Here is a 16,744-nt window from a genome sequence, read left to right as displayed (position 1 = left end):
GTCGGCACCACCATCGGCCTGGGCCTGCTGTTCGACACCCTGGTCGTGCGCTCGTTCATGACACCATCTATCGCCGCGCTACTCGGACGTTGGTTCTGGTGGCCGCAAATAGTGCGCCCACGCCCGGCCAGTCAATTGCTTGGCTTTTCACGGCAGGACGGCGGGGGCCAAATCGTGCGTCGCGCACCCGATCGTCTTACGCCTCAGGCCGATCCAGGTTTAGTAGGTGGATGAGCTGGTCGCGGCCGTTGATGCCGAGTTTGGCGAAGATGCGGTAGAGGTGTCCCTCCGTGGTCCGTACCGAGACAAACAACCGATCGGCGATCTGGCGGTTGGACAGCCCGGCCGCGACCAGCATCGCGATCTCGCGTTCCCGGCCGCTGATCGGCAGCGGGCGGGCCGCGGCCTCAACCGCCGGTGTGCGTAGGCCACATTGGCCGGCCAGCCGGTATGCCCGGGTCGACGACTCGACTTCCTTGCCACGGTGGCCGGTGCGGGCGTGTTCGCCCGCCGCCTGGGCGGCCGCGTCGGCGGCAAGTGCCACCGCACCCAGATCGGCGAACCGAGCTGCCGCACCGTCGAGCAGATCGCCGTCGTGGTCGGCCAGGCCGCCAGCATGGGTCGCGATCGCCTCCGCCAACGGAGTGTTCAGCGTCGTGGCGAGTTCCGCCAGCCTCGCGCTCTGCGAACGGTCGCCGTACCGGACCGCGGTATGCAGCGCAGACATCTCGACAGCGTCCATCCCGGATTGGTGCGCGATCTGCGCGGCACGGACAGCGTGCATCCGGGCGGCCGTGGTCTGGCCGACGGCCGCCCGCTCCCAGGCCCGGGCCAGCTCAAGTTCCGGCAAGAACACCGCGACCTGCGGTCCGTAGGCTTGCTCCGAACTGTGTGATGAATACGACTTGCGAGTTCGCTGACGTCATGGCCGCAACCTACCTCCTATTTCCGCGGCGATGACAGGTCTACCCCCAGCAGCGCATCCACCGCCGTCGCCACTGCCCGCGGCGCCTCGGCGTCGTGGCCGCCGTATTCGAGCGCGTCGGTGGCCCAACCATCAAGTGCAGCAAGCGCTTTGGGCGTATCAAGGTCGTCGGCGAGATAGCGGCGCAGCCGGGCGATGACGTCGGCGGCGTCCGGGGCCGCGGGCAACGTCGCTGCGGTGCGCCACCGGTGCAGCCGCGCGTTTGCCGCCTCCAGCGCGTCGGCGCTCCAGTCGCGGTCGGCGCGATAGTGGCCGGCCAGAAGGCCCAAGCGGATGGCCAGCGGCTCAATGCCCTGAGCGCGTAAGCCCGACACCAGAACCAGGTTGCCGCGGCTCTTGGACATCTTGTGCCCGTCCAAGCCGATCATGCCCGCGTGCACATAGTGTCGGGCGAATCGTCGCTCCCCGCTGACGGATTCGGCGTGGGCGGCGGTGAACTCGTGATGCGGGAAGATCAGATCGCTGCCACCGCCCTGGATGTCCAGGCCGCTGCCGATGCGACTGAGCGCGATCGCCGCGCACTCGACGTGCCAACCCGGTCGGCCGGGGCCGAACGGCGACGGCCAGCTCGGCTCGCCGGTCCGCGCGGCGCGCCACATCAGCGCGTCGAGTTGGTCGTTCTTGCCCGGTCGGTCCGGGTCGCCGCCGCGCTCGGCGAACAGAGCCAGCATGGTGTCGCGGTCGTAACCGGATTCGTAGCCGAACTGGAGCGTGGCGTCGGCGCGGAAGTAGACGTCGGGATACTCCGGATCGTCGACGACGTAGGCCGCCCCCGAGGCCAGCATCTTTTCCACCAGCTCGACGACCTCGGCGACCGCCTCAGTCGCGGCTACGTATTCGCGCGGCGGCAGCACCCGCAGCGCTGCCATGTCATCGCGGAACAGTGACACCTCACGGGCTGCCAGGTCACGCCAGTCAAGACCGTCGCGGTTGGCCCGCTCGAACAGTGGATCGTCGACATCGGTGACGTTCTGCACGTAATGCACATCGTGGCCGAGGTCCAGCCAAAGCCGCTGGATCAGATCGAACGTCAGATAGGTGGCGGCGTGGCCGAGGTGGGTGGCGTCATACGGCGTGATCCCGCACACGTACATAGTGGCCGTCGGCCCGGCGACCACCGGGCGCACCTGGTGGTCGGAGGTGTCATACAACCGCAGCTCCGGGCCGCGTCCCGGCACTGTCGGTAGGCGTGCCGAAGGCCAGGACTGCATACCGTCGACTTTAGGCCCGACGACGATGCAGCCCGCAGAGCGGGCTGAGGAGAAGTCGGGCAATCGGTTTGAGCGTCGGCTCAGCTGGCCAGCCGGATGGCACCCAGCAGCAGGTCGGCGAGTTCCGGGCGACACATCAGAAAGTCGGGCAGATACGGGTCGGGACGGTTGTACACCAGTTCGGAGCCGTCCAGCCGCGACGCGTGCATGCCCGCGGCCAGGATCACACCCGCCGGCGCGGCCGAATCCCATTCCCACTGGCCGCCGGCGTGGATGTAGGCGTCGGCGTCGCCGCGCACCACCGACATCGCTTTGGCCCCGGCCGAACCGATCCGCACGAATTCCACGTCAAGCCGTCGGGCCAGGTGATACAGCACAGCCGGGGGCCGGTTGGAGCTGGCGGTGATCCGGATCGGCCCGGAGTGCACCGTTGTCGGCGCCGTGACGGTGTCGCTGCGGTACAGCTCCCCCATGGCAGGCAACGCCACCGCGGCGTCGGTGATCGCTCCGCCTGCGCTGCCGTGGCGCTGCCACAACGCCACGTGCACGGCCCAGTCGTCTCGTCCCTGCCAGGAGAATTCGCGGGTTCCGTCCAGCGGGTCGACGATCCAAACCCGGTCGGCCCGCAACCGGGTCAGGTCGTCGTAAGCCTCTTCGCTGAGCACCGCGTCGCCGGTGCGCTCGGCGCGCAGCCGCCTCAGCAGTAACGAATTGGCTTGGCTGTCACCCTCATCGCCAAGCATCCACGGGTGGTCGAAGCCGACGTGGTCGCGCACCGCCAGTAACAGCCGGCCTGCCTCTTCGGCCAGGCCGGCAGCCAGCGCTGCGTCCGTCACGTCTGGGCTCATCCGGTCCAGTATCCGGTACCGCCCGCGGTTCCTGCGTGTTCGGCTTGCTTCTCGCGGAGAGAACAGGTGGTCGCGGCGACGAAAACGCCGATTCGGCGCGCCGCGCGCCTGGCCACCCGCGGAAACCTAGAACGCGGGCCACGGAATCGGGCGGTGCCGGTCCGGAGCGGGCATCACCGGGTTGTCCAGCAGTACGCGGGCGCGCAGGTGCAGCGCCGCGATCTCGGCGCTGGTGATGTGTTCGCCCAATGCGTCCCCGAGCGGGCTGGCCAGCGCGTCGCTCAGTTTGGCCACCGTGTCCAGGGTGTTGTCATCGAGAGGCTTGCCGGCCCACCCCCACAGCACGGTGCGTAACTTGTCCGCGACGTGCAGGCACACCCCGTGGTCGACGCCGTAAATGCCGCCGTCGACACCGCGGAGCACGTGGCCACCCTTGCGGTCAGCGTTGTTGATCAACACGTCGAATACCGCCATCCGCCAGAGTCGGATGTCGTCGGCGTGAACCAGCGAGACCGGCTCGCCGGCGTAGTCATACGCTCGCAAAACTGGCAGATAGCCGGGCGGCAATCTGTCAGCCGGAACCAGGTCGACCGGATCTGGCCCTGGCCCAGGGTCTGAATCGGGTGCGTCACCGGGTTGCTCCACCCATAGCTGCAGCATGCCCGGACCGGCCGGCCCGTGGCGAATGATGGTGTACGGCACAATGTTCCAGCCCAATTGCGCTGACACCAGATACGCGCCGAGTTCTCGGCCGGCCAGGGTGCCGTCGGGAAAGTCCCACAGCGGCTGCTCACCGGCGACCGGCTTGTACACGCAGTGCACGCTGCGTCCATCCAGCGCCGACTCGCACAGGAAGGTGGCGTTGCTCGCCGACCGAATGCGTCCCAGAACCGTCAACTCGCCGCGGCGCAGGACCTCGCGATCGTCAGTCCTCGGCGTCATCGTCTGGCCCGAGCAAGGCGCTGCGCCGGTAGCCGTTCGTCCGGGCACAGATGTGTCCCTCGGGGTCCAGCGGTTCATCGCACAGCGGGCACGGCGGACGGCCCGCGGAGATGACGCGGTTGGAACGGGTGGCGAACTCCCGCGCGGACTCGGGTGTCAGGAAGACCCGCACGGCGTCAGGCCCCTCCTCGGTGTCGTCGAGAACCACGGATGCGTCGAACTCGGTGTCGCTGACGGCCAGCAGTTCAACCACCACGGTTTGCGCCTCGGAATCCCATCCCAGCCCCATGGTGCCGACCCGAAATTCCGCGTCGACCGGTGTGATTAACGGGCTGAGGTCCTCGACCTCGGTGGTCTCCGGCGGAACCGGTGTGCCGAACCTGCGGTTGACTTCCAACAGCAGGGCACCGATGCGCTCGGCAAGCACTGCGACCTGCTGCTTCTCCAGCACCACCGAAACCACTCGGGAGTCGTGCACCGCCTGCAGGTAAAAAGTGCGGTTTCCGGGCTGGCCAACTGTCCCGGCGACGAAGCGGTCGGGTGAGCGAAAGACGTGAATCGCGCGAGACATGGCAGTTCCAAAATACCGGCAGTTGCGGCAGAGTCGTAAATTCTCCCACCAGACTCAGTCGGTGGCGCCGCCGACGACCGCATCGCCAGACGGCGCCTCACCGCCGGGTGATGGAGCAGCCGTCAGCGCAGACGTCAGCCGCGGCCCGGTGTGGTTCACGTGCAGCACGAACGGGCGAAGCCGGGTGTAACGGATCACACTCATCGATGCCGGATCGGCGGAAACCCGTTGGAAGCCGTCCAAGTGGAGGCCAAGCGCATCGGCGACGACGGCCTTGATGACGTCGCCGTGAGTACAGGCCAGCCACAGCGCGTCGCCGCCATGCTGCTCGGCCAGCCGCGCGTCATGGTCGCGGACGGCGGCGACTGCACGAGCCTGCACCTCCGCCAGCCCCTCACCGCCGGGAAACACCGCCGCGCTGGGATGCGCCTGAACCACGCCCCACAGCGGCTCCTTGACCAGATCGGCGATCTTGCGGCCAGTCCATTCGCCATAGTCGACTTCGGCGAACCGGTCGTCGACGACTGGCTCGACGCCAAGCACCTCGGCGAGCGGCTCGATCGTGCGCCGACATCGCGGCATCGGTGAGCAGACCACCGCCCGGATCGGCAGCTCGGCGACCCGATCGACTAATTCCGTGGCTTGCTGACGGCCTTTGTCGTCCAGCTCGACGCCCTCGGAACGACCGGCCAGCACGTGCGCGGTGTTCGACGTGGACCGGCCGTGCCGCAACAGGATGACGGTCATGTTGCGCTCACCACCCCTGCCGCCAACAGGATCAGCACACCCAAACCGGCGGCCACCCGGTAGCCGACGAACCAATACATGCTGTGGCGCACCAGAAACCGAAGGAACCACGCAACCGCGGCGAGGCCGACCACGAACGCGATCACGGTAGCGACCAGCAGCTGCGGGCCCGTCAAGCTCATCCCCTCGAGCACCGGGTGGAACGCGTCCGGCAGCGAGAACAACCCAGACGCGAACACCGCCGGAATGGCCAGCAGGAAACCGAAGCGGGCAGCCAACTCCCGCTGGAGACCGAGCAACAGCCCAGCGCTGATGGTCGCTCCCGACCGCGAAACGCCCGGGACCAATGCCAGAGTCTGGGCGATGCCGACGACAAGGGCATCACGCCAGTTCAGTTGGTCGACGTGCCGGCTTTGCCGCCCGAGACGCTCGGCCAGCGCAATCACCGCCGAGAACGCCACTAGCGCTGTCGCAATCACCCACAGGTTGCGCACGCCCGAGCGGATCTCGTCGGAGAAGAACAGACCGAGGATGCAGATCGGGATCGTCCCGATGATGACGTACCAACCCATCCGGTAATCGGCGTCGCGGTGCGCGGCGACCAGCAGGCCGTTGAACCATGCTTTGCTGATCCGCGCGATGTCGCGGGCGAAATAGACCAATACGGCGAGCTCGGTGCCCAACTGGGTCACCGCGGTGAACGACGCTCCGGCGTCACCGGCAAAGAAAACCCGCGACACGATCGCCAGGTGGCCCGACGACGACACCGGCAAGAACTCGGTCAGACCCTGAACCACGGCTAAAACGACAACCTGCCACCAAGACATCGCCGGCGCCGCAGTCACGACGACGACCGTACCGGGTGATCTAGCTGGAGACCTCGGCGAGGGCGACCGCGTCGCGCACGGCGGCGGCCAGGCTGCGCTCGTCGGTGACGTCGACGTCGACGACGTTGCACCGCAGGGTGGTGGCGACATCTTCGGGCTGCGGAACCGGGCCGTTCAGCCGAGGCCGGTACACCTCGACGAGGAGCCACTGACCTTCGATGCGGAAAGCAAAGCTGCGGCCATCACCAACCTGACCGAAACCGCTGGCCAACACCTTGGTCGAGAAGACGCCAAGCCACATGTCTTCGATAGCAAACCCCGGATCAGGGAATTGGCGTTGGGCGGGGGCGCTCATACCGCGACCATACCCCGCGGCCGACCCCTCGGTTTGCGCGGCGAGCCCGGGTCCAACCCGTCGATGTTCCCTAGGATCGGACTCCAATCCGATTACCGTCTGGACACCCCGCTACGTCGATCGCCCCCTAGATATCCGAAGCTGACCCTGTGCCACCACATTGCAAACACAGTGCACATATCGGTCGTCGGCAGGCCGCTGGCCTGCTGCTTTTCCTGATGCTCACAGCGGGATGTTCGGCTAAGACGCTCGAGGGAACCCCGCCCACGATCGAGCCTGCGCAGCCAGCCGTTTCACCCCCACTGTCGCAGGCTCCGGCAGGTATGGTGCATCGGTTGGACGGCAAGCCGCAGGCGGCCGTATTCGACGGCCGCACAGCGCAGTTGGTGATCTTGACGTCCGGATCGACCGCCACAGCACCCGCGAACATCACTGTGATGGGCTCTCGGCAAAGCTCTTCGCGCGTCATCGATCTGCCCGGCCCGGCGACCGGGCTGACCGGTGACGGCGGCGGCACTGCGTATCTGTCCACCCGCGGCGGCTACTTCGTGGTCGATCTGTCGGCTGGACGAGTCGCCCGAGTCGGTATCAGCGGCGCGGAGAACGTCGATTTCACCGCGATCGCCCGGCGCGCCGACGGCACGATGGCGCTGGGCACCGCCGACGGCACGGTGTACATGCTCGCGCCCGGGCGGCCGACCGCCAGCAACCGGACGAAGATCTTCGCTCATGTCGATTCTCTTGCAGCACAAGGAAATACCGTGGCAGTGTTGGATCGTGAGCAGACATCGGTCAGCACGATCCGCGCCGACGGTAAGGTCGGGCAGGCATTACGCGCCGGCCAGGGCGCCACCACGATGGTGGCCGATCCCGCGGGCCGGTTACTGGTGACCGACACCCGCGGCGGCGAGCTGCTGGTGTTCGGTGTCGACCCGCTGATTTTGCGTCAGGCCTACCCGGTACGACAGTCCCCGGCTGGCCTGGCCGGGTCTCGCGGGCTGACCTGGGTGTCGCAGACGTCGACGAATATGGTCATTGGGTACGATCTGTCAACCGGAATCCCTGTGGAAAAGGTACGGTACCCAACCGTGCAGCAACCCAACACGCTGGCGTTCGACGATGCCGCGGGCACGTTGTATGTGGTGTCGGGTTCCGGCGGGGGCGTTCAGGTCATCGAGCACGCGGCGGCGGGCCCACATTGACAACGACACGACGCAGCCGGTTGCCGGCGGGTTGGGACAGCGAGCTGTCCGACGAATACGAGTGGGTGCCGTTGCGCCTGCCGCCGGAGGTGACCAGGCTCAGCGCCTCGACCCGACTGTCCATCGAAGCGGAGTACCGCGGCTGGGAGCTGACTCGGGTGCGGCTGTATACCGATGGGAGTCGGCGGGTGTTGTTGCGCCGCAAGAAGTCTCGCATCGATAACGCCCGGCCCGACCAGCCGGAACTGTGACGGTGAGCGCTCCGCGCGACGACCGTCATCAGATATACGGTGTGCTCCGCCGGTTGCTGTTCCTGGTGCCGCCCGAACGCAGCCACGAACTGGTGTTCGCCGCGCTGCGTGTCCTCACCAGCGCTGCGCCGGTACGGCGGCGCCTGAGCCGACGGCTGGCGCCGACCGACCCGGTGTTGGCCAGCACGGTGTTCGGGGTGCGCTTCCCAGGGCCGCTGGGGCTTGCCGCAGGCTTCGACAAGGACGGCATCGGGCTAAAGGCCTGGGGTGCAATCGGATTCGGCTACGCCGAGATCGGCACCGTCACCGCGCACCCCCAGCCGGGCAACCCGGCTCCTCGGCTGTTCCGGCTGCCGGCCGACCGCGCGCTACTCAATCGGCTGGGCTTCAACAATCATGGCGCCGCTGCGCTGGCGTCCAGGCTGGCACGGCATAGCCCCGATGTGCCGATCGGCGTCAATATCGGCAAGACCAAGTCGACCCCGCCGGAGCACGCCGCCGAAGACTACCGGGCCAGTGCCCGGCTGGTCGGGCCGCTGGCCGCATACCTGGTAGTCAACGTCAGCTCGCCGAATACTCCGGGGCTACGCGATTTGCAGGCGGTCGAGTTACTGCGCGGCATCCTGTCGGCGGTGCTTGCCGAGACCTCGACGCCGGTACTGGTCAAAATCGCACCGGATCTCGCCGACTCCGACATCGACGACATCGCCGACCTGGCAGTCGAGTTGGGTCTGGCGGGCATCGTCGCTACCAACACCACGGTGTCGCGCGACGGGCTGAGCAGCGCTGATGTCGAGCGACTGGGCAGCGGCGGCATCTCGGGGCCGCCGTTGGCGCACCGTGCCGCCGAGGTGCTGCGACGACTCTACGGCCGGGTCGGCGACCGGCTGACGCTGATCAGCGTCGGTGGCATCGAGACCGTCGACGACGCCTGGGACCGCATCACGGCCGGGGCGTCGTTGCTGCAGGGGTACACCGGCTTCATCTACGGCGGAGGCTTGTGGGCCAAGCACATTCACGACGGCCTTGCTGTTCGGCTGCGCGACGGAGGATTTTCCTCGTTGAGCGAGGCTGTTGGGTCAGCGACCCGGTGACGATCAGCGCTGTTCGTAGGTTCCGTAGATTACGGCTCGGGCGATCGCATGCTGGAACAGGTTGAAGCCCAGGTATGCGGGACTGGCGTCCTCGGTGAGATCGAGTTCGTCGACATCGACCGCATGTACGGCGACGTAGTAGCGGTGCGGCCCGTGGCCCGGCGGCGGCGCAGCGCCGACGTAGCGGCGCATACCGGCATCGTTGACCAGCGTCAGCGCTCCACCCGGTAGGTCACTGCCGTCGCCGGCACCGTCGGGCAACTCGGTGACCGACGCGGGCAGGTTGGCCACCGCCCAGTGCCAGAAACCGGACAGGGTCGGGGCATCCGGGTCATAGACGGTCACGGCGAAGCTGCGAGTCTCGTCGGGGAATCCGGACCAGCTCAGCTGCGGGCTGACGTCTTCGCCGCCGGCACCTAAAATCCCGCTGATTTGCGGTGTCGCCAGCGGCTGCCCGTCGGTGATCGACGCCGACTCCAGGTGAAACGACGGCAGTTTCGGCAGTGCAGCGTACGGGTCGGGTGGTGCGATCATGGTCGATCCCCTCTCGTGTGATTAGCTCAGCTTGCGGCTAGCAGTGTGTCAAGAAGTGTGTCAGCACTTCGGTGCCGAACCTAAGCGCGTCGACGGGTACCCGTTCGTCGATGCCGTGGAACAGCGAGGCGAAATCCAGATCCGGGGGCAGTCGCAACGGGGTGAAGCCGAAGCAACGAATACCCAAGCGCGCGAAGGCTTTTGCGTCCGTACCGCCGGAAAGCATGTAGGGCACGGTCCTGGCGTCGGGATCGACTGCCAGCAGCGCGGCGTTCATCACGTCGACCAGGTCACCGTCGAAACTGGTCTCGTACGACGGCAAGTTGGTGATCCATTCGCGGGTCACGTCGGGGCCGATGATCTCGTCGACCTCCGCCTCGAACGCCGCTAGCCGGCCGGGAAGCACCCGGCAGTCCACCACGGCCTCCGCGGTCGCCGGTACCACGTTGGCTTTGTAACCGGCCTTGAGCATCGTCGGGTTGGCGGTGTCGTGCAGGATCGCCTTAAGCATGCGGGCCATCGGACCGAGTTTGTCGATCGTCCCAGCCAGGTCGGGCGACTCGATGTCGAACGTCAGGCCCGTCTCCTCGGTGATGGCCTTCAGGAACTGCACGACGGTTTCGGTCACGACCAGCGGGAACTGGTGGCGACCCAGCCGCGCCACCGCCTCGGCGATCCAGGTGACGGCGTTGTGGTCATGGGTCATCGAGCCGTGTCCCGGCCAACTGCGCGCGGTCAGCCGCATCCAGTGCAGCCCCTTTTCCGCGGTCTCGATGAGATAGAGCCGACGCTCGCCGCCATCGCGGCGCGGCACCGTCAGCGAGAACCCGCCGACCTCGCCAACCGCTTCGCTGACGCCGTCGAACAGGTCGGGCCGATTATCGACTAACCATTGCGCACCGTACTTCCCGCCGTTTTCTTCGTCGGCAACGAAGGCGAACAGCAGATCCCGCGGCGGCACGACGCCGGCCCGCCGGAATTGCCGGGCCGTCACGATCATCATGCCGACCATGTCCTTCATGTCGACCGCGCCGCGGCCCCAGACGTAGCCGTCCTCGACCGCACCGGAGAATGGGTGCACGCTCCACTCGGCCGGCTCCGCGGGCACCACGTCAAGATGCCCGTGGATCAGCAGCGTGCCACGGGAGCTGTCGGCACCCTTGAGGCGGGCGAATACATTGCCGCGTCCGGGCGCACCGGACTCCAGGTATTCGACCTGGTAGCCGACCTCTTCCAATTGGGCGGCAACCCACTGGGCACATTCGGCCTCGCCCTTGGTGGTTTCCAGATCGCCGGTGTTGGTAGTGTCGAACCTGATCAGCCTGCTGACAACGTCCACTACTTCGTCGACGGGTGTTTCGGTTGGCACCGTCACAGTCACCTTTCCTACCATTGCGACCGACCCGGCCGCGCGGCGTCTACGGGCGGCGTACCCGCAAACGGGGCCGTCTCCACCTCAGCACCCGCTAGGCCGGCGTCACCACCGAGGTGGGTTTGGGTGCGAGCAGGCCAATCCGATAGCCTTAGCTGCCAATTGATTGACCTCGAGTCCGAGTGGCGGAATGGCAGACGCGCTAGCTTGAGGTGCTAGTGCCCTACTAATGGGCGTGGGGGTTCAAGTCCCCCCTCGGACACCCGCATACGCCGTTGTGATGTGATGCTTCACGCTGCGAGTGACCAAGTCCCACATGCAAATTCATCATGGCCGCTGGATACGGATCAGCTCGAAGCGGCGGATGTCCAGGCGACCGCTGCGCAGGGCTGCCTTCAGCGGAAATGGGATGTGGGTGTGTCGCACGATTTCATCGGCGGAAACCTGCGCGTTGGTCTGGATGCGCCAGCCGTCGAATCGTCGGCGTAGGTCGTCTTCGCTTATCCCGGCAGCCACGCCGGGGATCTTGGTGAACCCGGCCATTAGCAGCAGCGCGTTTGGAGCTGCCACCCGAGTGACGCCGGCCGCGTAGGCGTCGCGCTGTTGTCCGGACAATCCGTAGTAACAGCCGCTGTCGACAACCAGGTCGTAGCCGTCGCCGATACCAAGGTCATTGAGCCTGGTGACGTCGCCTTGGATGAATCTGGCCGAAGCGGCGGCGCCGACGGCCCGAGAACCAGCCTTATCGATCGCGCGGCCCAGCATGTCGATGCCGACCGCGTACCAGCCGTGGCGTGCCAGGTAAACGGTGTTACGACCGGTTCCGCAACCTAGGTCCAGCGCGCGGCCCGGCCGCAGTCGATTTGCACCTTCCACTAGTTCCACAAGCCGGGTGTCCGGCACGTCGGCGGCCGCGAGCGCCGGATTGAGTCCTGCGGCGGCCAGTACCTCATATAGGACACGTAGTGCCCGCGGGTTCATGGCTCGTCGGCCCCTACTCTCCGGAGCCGAAGTTGCGCCGCAGTGTCTCCCCGTTCGGCTTTCCGCCCAGTGCGGCAGAGATCTGGTCCCAGGACCAGTCAGCGGCACGGGCCTCCCGCACGGCCAGCTCGATGGCCTTTTGGGCGATGCGTCTGGCATCGGTGGCGGCTTGGATCAACTCCTCGACAGTTGTGGTCATACCACATATATTGGCATATTTTATGACATAATTCAAGCGAAAAGCCTTTGCGTGGCCCGCTAGCATCGGGTTCCCCCGTGTGCCCGCACGGGAAGCCCAAGACGGGAACAACGCGACGGACCGGCACATCTCTTTGCCAAGCCGGCTCGGCGCGGCGAAACCGGTCGTAAGCTGCGACTTAGCAAGTAACACAGACAACGGCGAGTACGACCATGAATCGATCTGGTGGCTTTCTGCGGCGAGCATCCCGACGCACGTTCCGCGACCGTCGGGAAGCCGGCCGCGTGCTAGCCGAGGAACTGGCCGCCTACCGAGACAAGGACGGGCTGCTCGTCCTCGGGCTGGCTCGCGGCGGCGTTCCGGTCGGCTGGGAAGTCGCCGCGGCGCTTCACGCGGAGTTCGACGTGTTCTTGGTGCGCAAGCTCGGCGTGCCGCATTGGTCGGAATTGGCGATGGGTGCGCTGGCCAGCGGCGGCGGCGTCGTCATGAACGACAACGTGGTGTCCAGCCTTCGCATCAGCGACGACCAGGTGCGCGCGGTCATCGACCGCGAAACCGTTGAACTCGACCGGCGGGAGCGTGCCTATCGCGGCGGACGACCGGTCGCCGACCCGCACAACAAGACCGTGATTTTGGTTGATGACGGGATTGCCACCGGTGCAAGCATGCTCGCGGGCGTGCGCGCGCTGCAGGCGAGTAAACCGGACTCGATCGTCGTCGCAGTGCCGGTTGGGCCGCAGTCGGTCTGCCAGGAGCTGACGCGGGAGGCCGACGACGTGGTGTGCGCGACAATGCCGGCCGATTTCGAGGCGGTGGGACAGGTTTTTGTCGACTTCCACCAGGTCACCGACGACGAGGTTCGTGAACTGCTCGCCACCCCGCCGTGGCAGGTTGAGTCCTAGCGGGTGTTGTGCTCGTCGCTGACGCTGTCTGCGGAGTCCGCATCGGATGCCGAATCCGCGGTTTCCACCGCCTCATCTCCCTCATCGAGCGCTTCCTCGGGGTAGTCCGCAGTTTCATCACCACCGTGCGAACCATGACCCTCTGTCGGGCCGGATTCCTTGGTGGCCGCGCCGGCCTCGCGTCGCTGACGTTCCCGGAGCGCATCGATGATGAGCAGCACCACGCCCAACACACTGGCACCGATACATACCCAGGCGACCAACTCATTGCTGGTGACAACCGCGAACACCAACGCAGCAAGGCCTATCACCGCTAGGACCAGCGCGATAATCAGCATCGGTAAACCTCCAGCCGACGGGGCAAGACTGCCAACACGGCAGGATACCCACCGCCTTGCCGGCACCTTCCGCCGAGTTAGTTACTACCTCGATTGAACTGGTTAAACCCAGCGGCTTCATTAGTGGCGCTGGAGTCGACCGGTGCCGCCGATCCGCGCTGGCCAAGCTCTTCGAGCTGAGACTCCAGGTACGTCTTCAGTCTTGTGCGGTACTCGCGTTCGAACGTGCGCAGTTGTTCGAGGCGACCCTCCAGCACAGTTCGCTGCTGGTTGATCGTGCCCATGATTTCGGAGTGCTTGCGCTCGGCGTCGGCCTGCAATGCATCGGCCTTCTCCTGAGCCTGGCGCAGCTGCGTCTCGGAGCGGGTTTGCGCGTCGGCCAGTAGCGCGTCGGCGCGCTGTCGGGCCTCGGCGACCGTGGTCTCCGCTTCGCGACGTGCATCGCCGACGATCTGGTCGGCGTTGGCCCGGGCGTCAGCCAGCAGCTTCTCCGACTCCACCTTGGCGGTGTTGGCCAGCCGGTCGGCGGTGTCCTGGGCCAGGCTGAGCACCCTGGCCGCCTTCATCGCCTGCTCCTCGCCGATAACACCGGCCTCAGGTTGGGGGGCGGGCTGCGGCGGCGGCTTGACGGGATCGGGCTCGTACAGCGGAATGGCTTGGGTGGCTTGAGCACTGGTGCCGCTGGCCCGGGCGCTGGCCAGCTCCTGGTCCAGCTCATTGACCCGCTGACGCAGGTCGGAGTTCTCCTCGATGAGCCGGGTCAACTCGTTTTCCACCAGGTCGAGGAAGGCGTCGACCTCGTCTTCGTTGTAACCACGCTTGCCAATCGGCGGCTTACTGAACGCCACATTGTGGACGTCGGCGGGTGTCAGCGGCATTCTTAGCCCCCTCAAGTGTGGACAGTCAAACCGACTAGGAAAGTGTAGGTCGGCGTGAACGTCGTCGTAGCCATACTGCAACTGCCGCCCATCCTGTCACACCAGACCCGCCGGTTCCCGATTCGCCCGATAAATAAGACCGAATTTCAAAGTTTAAGAGGCGACAAATCCGTGCCTTAAGCAAACCAAATCCAACCCGGCAAACCGTCCGGGCCCGCAGTTTTCGCGAACCGGTGGCAGGTTCGCGGTTTCAGGCGTGATAATCCAGCGCCATTGTCATGCCGATGAACGCCAGCAGCAACAGCACCATGATGGACAGATCGAAACGAACCGCACCCACAGTGAGCTGCGGTATCAGCCGGCGCAGCAGCTTCACCGGCGGGTCGGTGACCGACAGGATGATCTCGAGGATGACCACGGTGGCACCGTGCGGGTGCCAGTCCCGGCTGAACGATCGGATGAACTCGACGACGACCCGAGCGATAAGCAATAGCCAGAAGATGAAAAGCGCGAAACCAACGATGTGCACGAACAGCGTCAACGAGAGCCCGACCTTAGTGATGAAGAAGATGTGACTTTGACGACAGCCCCGGCTGCGGCCAGCACGGCAACGCCAGCCTACCGACTCAAGCGGCCCATACACATCCGCCCAGCAACAGACCGGCGCGGAGCCCGAGCCGGCCGGCGGCTACTGGTAGGCGTAAAAGCCGGTCTCTGCGATACGTCGGCGCTCCTCAGGCGAGACGTCGACGTCGGCGGGCGAGAGCAAAAACACCTTGGTCGCGACCTTGTCGAAGGAACCGCGCAGCGCGAAGGCCAGCCCCGCCGCGAAGTCGACCAGCCGTTTGGCGTCGGCGTTGTCCATCGAGACCAGGTCCATGATCACCGGGGTGCCGTCGCGGAACCGCTCCCCGATGGTGCGGGCCTCGCTGTAGTCCTTGGGCCGCAGCGTGGTGATCTTGGACAGCGGGCTGCCCTCCTCGAAGAGCATCGCCATCCGGCGTGGATCCATCGCCAGCGCGCCGCGGGTGGAGTTGCGCAACCACGACCCGAGGCGCGGGCGGCTCATGTCCGACCGGTCAAACTCGCGCGGGTGGGGACTGTAACGGGGCTCCTCCCCGTAGCCGCCGCGATAACCGCTCGACGGCGGGTAGTCCGCCGCCTCGCCGCGCGGGTCGTCGTAGTCGCGCCCTTCAAAGCGGCCTTCGTAGCGGCCATACCCCTGGAAATTCTCGTCGAACCTGGGACGCGGGAAACCGCGGGAGGGCGCGCGGTCGTCGTAATACTCGTCGTCGTAGTCCTCCATGGGAGCCATACCGAAGTAGGCCTTGACCTTGTGCAGTGTGCTCATTGCGTAACCCCTTCTAAGCCCCTGGGAGTTTTGGTGTCTGTGATGAAGGTGTGACTACAGTGACTACTCACGGTGACGGTAGCCGCCGCGGGCCCAATAGCGCGGTACCGACACGCACACACGTCGAACCATGTTTTACGGCGATCTCGAAATCGCTGGACATGCCGGCGGACAGACCCACCGCGTTCGGGTGCGATTCGAGCACCCGGCGGTGTTCCGATTGCAGCCGGTCGAACGCCTCGTCGGGGGCCCAGTCCAGCGGCGGGATGCCCATCAACCCGACCAGTTCCAGGCATTTCGATTCCTCCACCTGCGCGCAGACCTGGTCGACCGCCCCGGGCGCGGTGATGTCGACGCCGCCACGAGACACATCGCCGTCCAGGCTGACCTCGACGTAGACCCGCAGCGGCCCCTGCCGGCGGCCCTCGGCGAGTGCCGCCGACACCGCCCGGTCGAGCGCGGTCACCAGCCGAGGGCTGTCAACCGAATGGGCGGTGTGCGCCCAGCGGGCCAGCGACCGTGCTTTGTTCCGCTGGATGCGGCCCACCATGTGCCAGTGGATTTCGGCTAAGTCCGCCCGGGAGGAACTACTTGCCAACCGGGCGACTTCGGCGACCTTCGCCGAAGCTTCCTGGTCCCGGGATTCGCCAACGGACCGACAACCCAATCGGGACAAAATCGCGACATCGGTTGCTGGAAAGAATTTGGTAATGGGTAGAAGTTCAATTTCGCCAACATTGCGGCCCGCCGCTTCGGCGGCAGCCGCAAGGCGCGATCGGATAGCCGCCAACGCATGTGTCAATTCCGATTCGCGGTTTCCCTGGTTTCCCTGGATTCCATGGTTTCCGGGGGCCGGCATGTCCACCGCCATGTCGGTCACTCCATCCAGACCAGCGACGCCAGCCGCCCGGTCGGTGCATCCCGGCGATGACTGAACAGTGTCGGGTCGGCCACCGTGCAGCGTGGATCGATGTCGATCGATGTGACGCCCAAATCCCGGAGCTGGCAAGCGATTCCGGCCCGAAGGTCGAGGCCGGGAGTGCCGGCCGCGGTAGTGGTGCGGCTGCCGGGCAACGCCGCCTCGACTTCGTCGGCCATCGCCGCGGGCACTTCGTAATTACGACCGCTGACCGCGGGGCCGAGCAGAGCCGAGATA

21 protein-coding genes, 1 tRNA gene and 2 pseudogenes are annotated in these 16,744 nt (G+C 66.2%); 6 read left to right on the top strand and 18 right to left on the bottom strand.

From position 1 onward, the window contains the following. The coding region (locus tag VEI45_RS04020) for an MMPL family transporter (protein ID WP_324850352.1) at nucleotides 1-234 on the top strand (234 nt) is incomplete at its 5' end. Here the strand turns inward: VEI45_RS04020 and VEI45_RS04015 are convergent. The 8 genes and pseudogenes from VEI45_RS04015 to VEI45_RS03980 all read right to left on the bottom strand — a co-directional run. Then, a pseudogene (locus VEI45_RS04015) lies at nucleotides 197-886 on the bottom strand (response regulator transcription factor); the annotation flags it as partial. The gene VEI45_RS04020 and the pseudogene VEI45_RS04015 overlap by 38 nt on opposite strands. A 56-nt stretch (nucleotides 887-942) precedes the next feature. Then, nucleotides 943-2,196: a cysteine--1-D-myo-inosityl 2-amino-2-deoxy-alpha-D-glucopyranoside ligase gene (gene mshC / locus VEI45_RS04010; protein WP_324850350.1), complete on the bottom strand. Its 1,254-nt coding sequence runs from the start codon at nucleotides 2,194-2,196 to the stop codon at nucleotides 943-945. Between the two features lie 80 nt (nucleotides 2,197-2,276). Then, complete coding sequence (locus VEI45_RS04005; protein WP_324850348.1) at nucleotides 2,277-3,044, bottom strand: 3'(2'),5'-bisphosphate nucleotidase CysQ; 768 nt, start codon at nucleotides 3,042-3,044, stop codon at nucleotides 2,277-2,279. Nucleotides 3,045-3,170: 126 nt separating this feature from the next. Next, a complete protein-coding gene (locus VEI45_RS04000) occupies nucleotides 3,171-3,986 on the bottom strand; it encodes an SCO1664 family protein (RefSeq protein ID WP_324850346.1) in 816 nt (271 codons plus the stop codon). Continuing rightward, nucleotides 3,970-4,557, bottom strand: a complete 588-nt coding sequence (locus VEI45_RS03995; RefSeq protein ID WP_324850344.1) for a DUF3090 domain-containing protein — start codon at nucleotides 4,555-4,557, stop codon at nucleotides 3,970-3,972. Before VEI45_RS03995 ends, VEI45_RS04000 begins: the two co-directional genes overlap by 17 nt. 54 nt (nucleotides 4,558-4,611) lie before the next feature. After that, a complete protein-coding gene (locus VEI45_RS03990; RefSeq protein ID WP_324850342.1) occupies nucleotides 4,612-5,304 on the bottom strand; it encodes a histidine phosphatase family protein in 693 nt (230 codons plus the stop codon). Next, nucleotides 5,301-6,131: an undecaprenyl-diphosphate phosphatase gene (locus tag VEI45_RS03985; protein WP_324850358.1), complete on the bottom strand. Its 831-nt coding sequence runs from the start codon at nucleotides 6,129-6,131 to the stop codon at nucleotides 5,301-5,303. The genes VEI45_RS03990 and VEI45_RS03985 overlap by 4 nt, the downstream gene beginning before the upstream one ends. A 40-nt stretch (nucleotides 6,132-6,171) precedes the next feature. Further along, nucleotides 6,172-6,486, bottom strand: coding sequence for a hypothetical protein (locus tag VEI45_RS03980; RefSeq protein ID WP_324850340.1), 315 nt, complete (start codon nucleotides 6,484-6,486; stop codon nucleotides 6,172-6,174). 218 nt (nucleotides 6,487-6,704) lie between these two features. Here VEI45_RS03980 and VEI45_RS03975 point away from each other — a divergent pair, with 218 nt between their 5' ends. Genes VEI45_RS03975 through VEI45_RS03965 form a run of 3 tightly spaced genes read left to right on the top strand, consistent with a single transcriptional unit; the run spans nucleotide 6,705 to nucleotide 9,033 of the window. Then, nucleotides 6,705-7,688 carry a hypothetical protein gene (locus tag VEI45_RS03975; protein ID WP_324850338.1) on the top strand — a complete coding sequence of 328 codons (984 nt, stop codon included), beginning with the start codon at nucleotides 6,705-6,707 and terminating at the stop codon, nucleotides 7,686-7,688. Continuing rightward, nucleotides 7,685-7,939 carry a DUF5703 family protein gene (locus tag VEI45_RS03970; protein ID WP_324850336.1) on the top strand — a complete coding sequence of 85 codons (255 nt, stop codon included), beginning with the start codon at nucleotides 7,685-7,687 and terminating at the stop codon, nucleotides 7,937-7,939. Before VEI45_RS03975 ends, VEI45_RS03970 begins: the two co-directional genes overlap by 4 nt. 32 nt (nucleotides 7,940-7,971) lie before the next feature. After that, the gene (locus tag VEI45_RS03965; protein WP_324850356.1) at nucleotides 7,972-9,033 is read left to right on the top strand and encodes a quinone-dependent dihydroorotate dehydrogenase; all 1,062 of its coding nucleotides are present in this window, start codon (nucleotides 7,972-7,974) and stop codon (nucleotides 9,031-9,033) included. Between the two features lie 3 nt (nucleotides 9,034-9,036). On the opposite strand, the gene VEI45_RS03960 is transcribed toward VEI45_RS03965, so the two are convergent. Continuing rightward, a complete protein-coding gene (locus VEI45_RS03960) occupies nucleotides 9,037-9,567 on the bottom strand; it encodes a YbhB/YbcL family Raf kinase inhibitor-like protein (RefSeq protein WP_324850334.1) in 531 nt (176 codons plus the stop codon). Between the two features lie 37 nt (nucleotides 9,568-9,604). Further along, nucleotides 9,605-10,960 (bottom strand): M20/M25/M40 family metallo-hydrolase, encoded by a 1,356-nt coding sequence (locus VEI45_RS03955; protein ID WP_324850332.1) that lies wholly within the window; start codon nucleotides 10,958-10,960, stop codon nucleotides 9,605-9,607. Between the two features lie 155 nt (nucleotides 10,961-11,115). Here VEI45_RS03955 and VEI45_RS03950 point away from each other — a divergent pair. Further along, a tRNA-Leu gene (locus VEI45_RS03950) sits at nucleotides 11,116-11,201 on the top strand. 65 nt (nucleotides 11,202-11,266) lie between these two features. Here the strand turns inward: VEI45_RS03950 and VEI45_RS03945 are convergent. Further along, entirely contained in the window at nucleotides 11,267-11,920 is a 654-nt protein-coding gene (locus tag VEI45_RS03945) for a class I SAM-dependent methyltransferase (RefSeq protein WP_324850330.1), read from the bottom strand. Between the two features lie 13 nt (nucleotides 11,921-11,933). Then, nucleotides 11,934-12,119 (bottom strand): hypothetical protein, encoded by a 186-nt coding sequence (locus VEI45_RS03940; protein WP_324850328.1) that lies wholly within the window; start codon nucleotides 12,117-12,119, stop codon nucleotides 11,934-11,936. A 212-nt stretch (nucleotides 12,120-12,331) separates the two neighbouring features. On the opposite strand from VEI45_RS03940, the pseudogene VEI45_RS03935 reads away from it, so the two are divergent. Next, a pseudogene (locus tag VEI45_RS03935) lies at nucleotides 12,332-13,021 on the top strand (phosphoribosyltransferase); the annotation flags it as partial. Here VEI45_RS03935 and VEI45_RS03930 read toward each other — a convergent pair. From VEI45_RS03930 to VEI45_RS03905, 6 genes are all read right to left on the bottom strand, one after another. Then, a complete protein-coding gene (locus VEI45_RS03930; protein WP_324850326.1) occupies nucleotides 13,018-13,359 on the bottom strand; it encodes a hypothetical protein in 342 nt (113 codons plus the stop codon). The pseudogene VEI45_RS03935 and the gene VEI45_RS03930 overlap by 4 nt on opposite strands. A 77-nt stretch (nucleotides 13,360-13,436) precedes the next feature. Beyond that, nucleotides 13,437-14,237: a DivIVA domain-containing protein gene (locus VEI45_RS03925; protein WP_324850324.1), complete on the bottom strand. Its 801-nt coding sequence runs from the start codon at nucleotides 14,235-14,237 to the stop codon at nucleotides 13,437-13,439. A 250-nt stretch (nucleotides 14,238-14,487) separates the two neighbouring features. Then, the gene (locus VEI45_RS03920; RefSeq protein ID WP_324850322.1) at nucleotides 14,488-14,778 is read right to left on the bottom strand and encodes a YggT family protein; all 291 of its coding nucleotides are present in this window, start codon (nucleotides 14,776-14,778) and stop codon (nucleotides 14,488-14,490) included. Between the two features lie 147 nt (nucleotides 14,779-14,925). Further along, nucleotides 14,926-15,588, bottom strand: a complete 663-nt coding sequence (locus VEI45_RS03915; protein WP_324850320.1) for a cell division protein SepF — start codon at nucleotides 15,586-15,588, stop codon at nucleotides 14,926-14,928. Nucleotides 15,589-15,655: 67 nt separating this feature from the next. Continuing rightward, complete coding sequence (locus VEI45_RS03910) at nucleotides 15,656-16,447, bottom strand: YggS family pyridoxal phosphate-dependent enzyme (protein ID WP_324850354.1); 792 nt, start codon at nucleotides 16,445-16,447, stop codon at nucleotides 15,656-15,658. Between the two features lie 17 nt (nucleotides 16,448-16,464). Continuing rightward, a partial coding sequence (locus VEI45_RS03905; protein WP_324850319.1) for a laccase domain-containing protein occupies nucleotides 16,465-16,744 on the bottom strand: 280 nt, incomplete at its 5' end.

Source organism: Mycobacterium sp. (assembly GCF_035623875.1).
Lineage (GTDB): Bacteria > Actinomycetota > Actinomycetes > Mycobacteriales > Mycobacteriaceae > Mycobacterium.
This window is presented reverse-complemented; position numbering and strand designations above follow the sequence as displayed.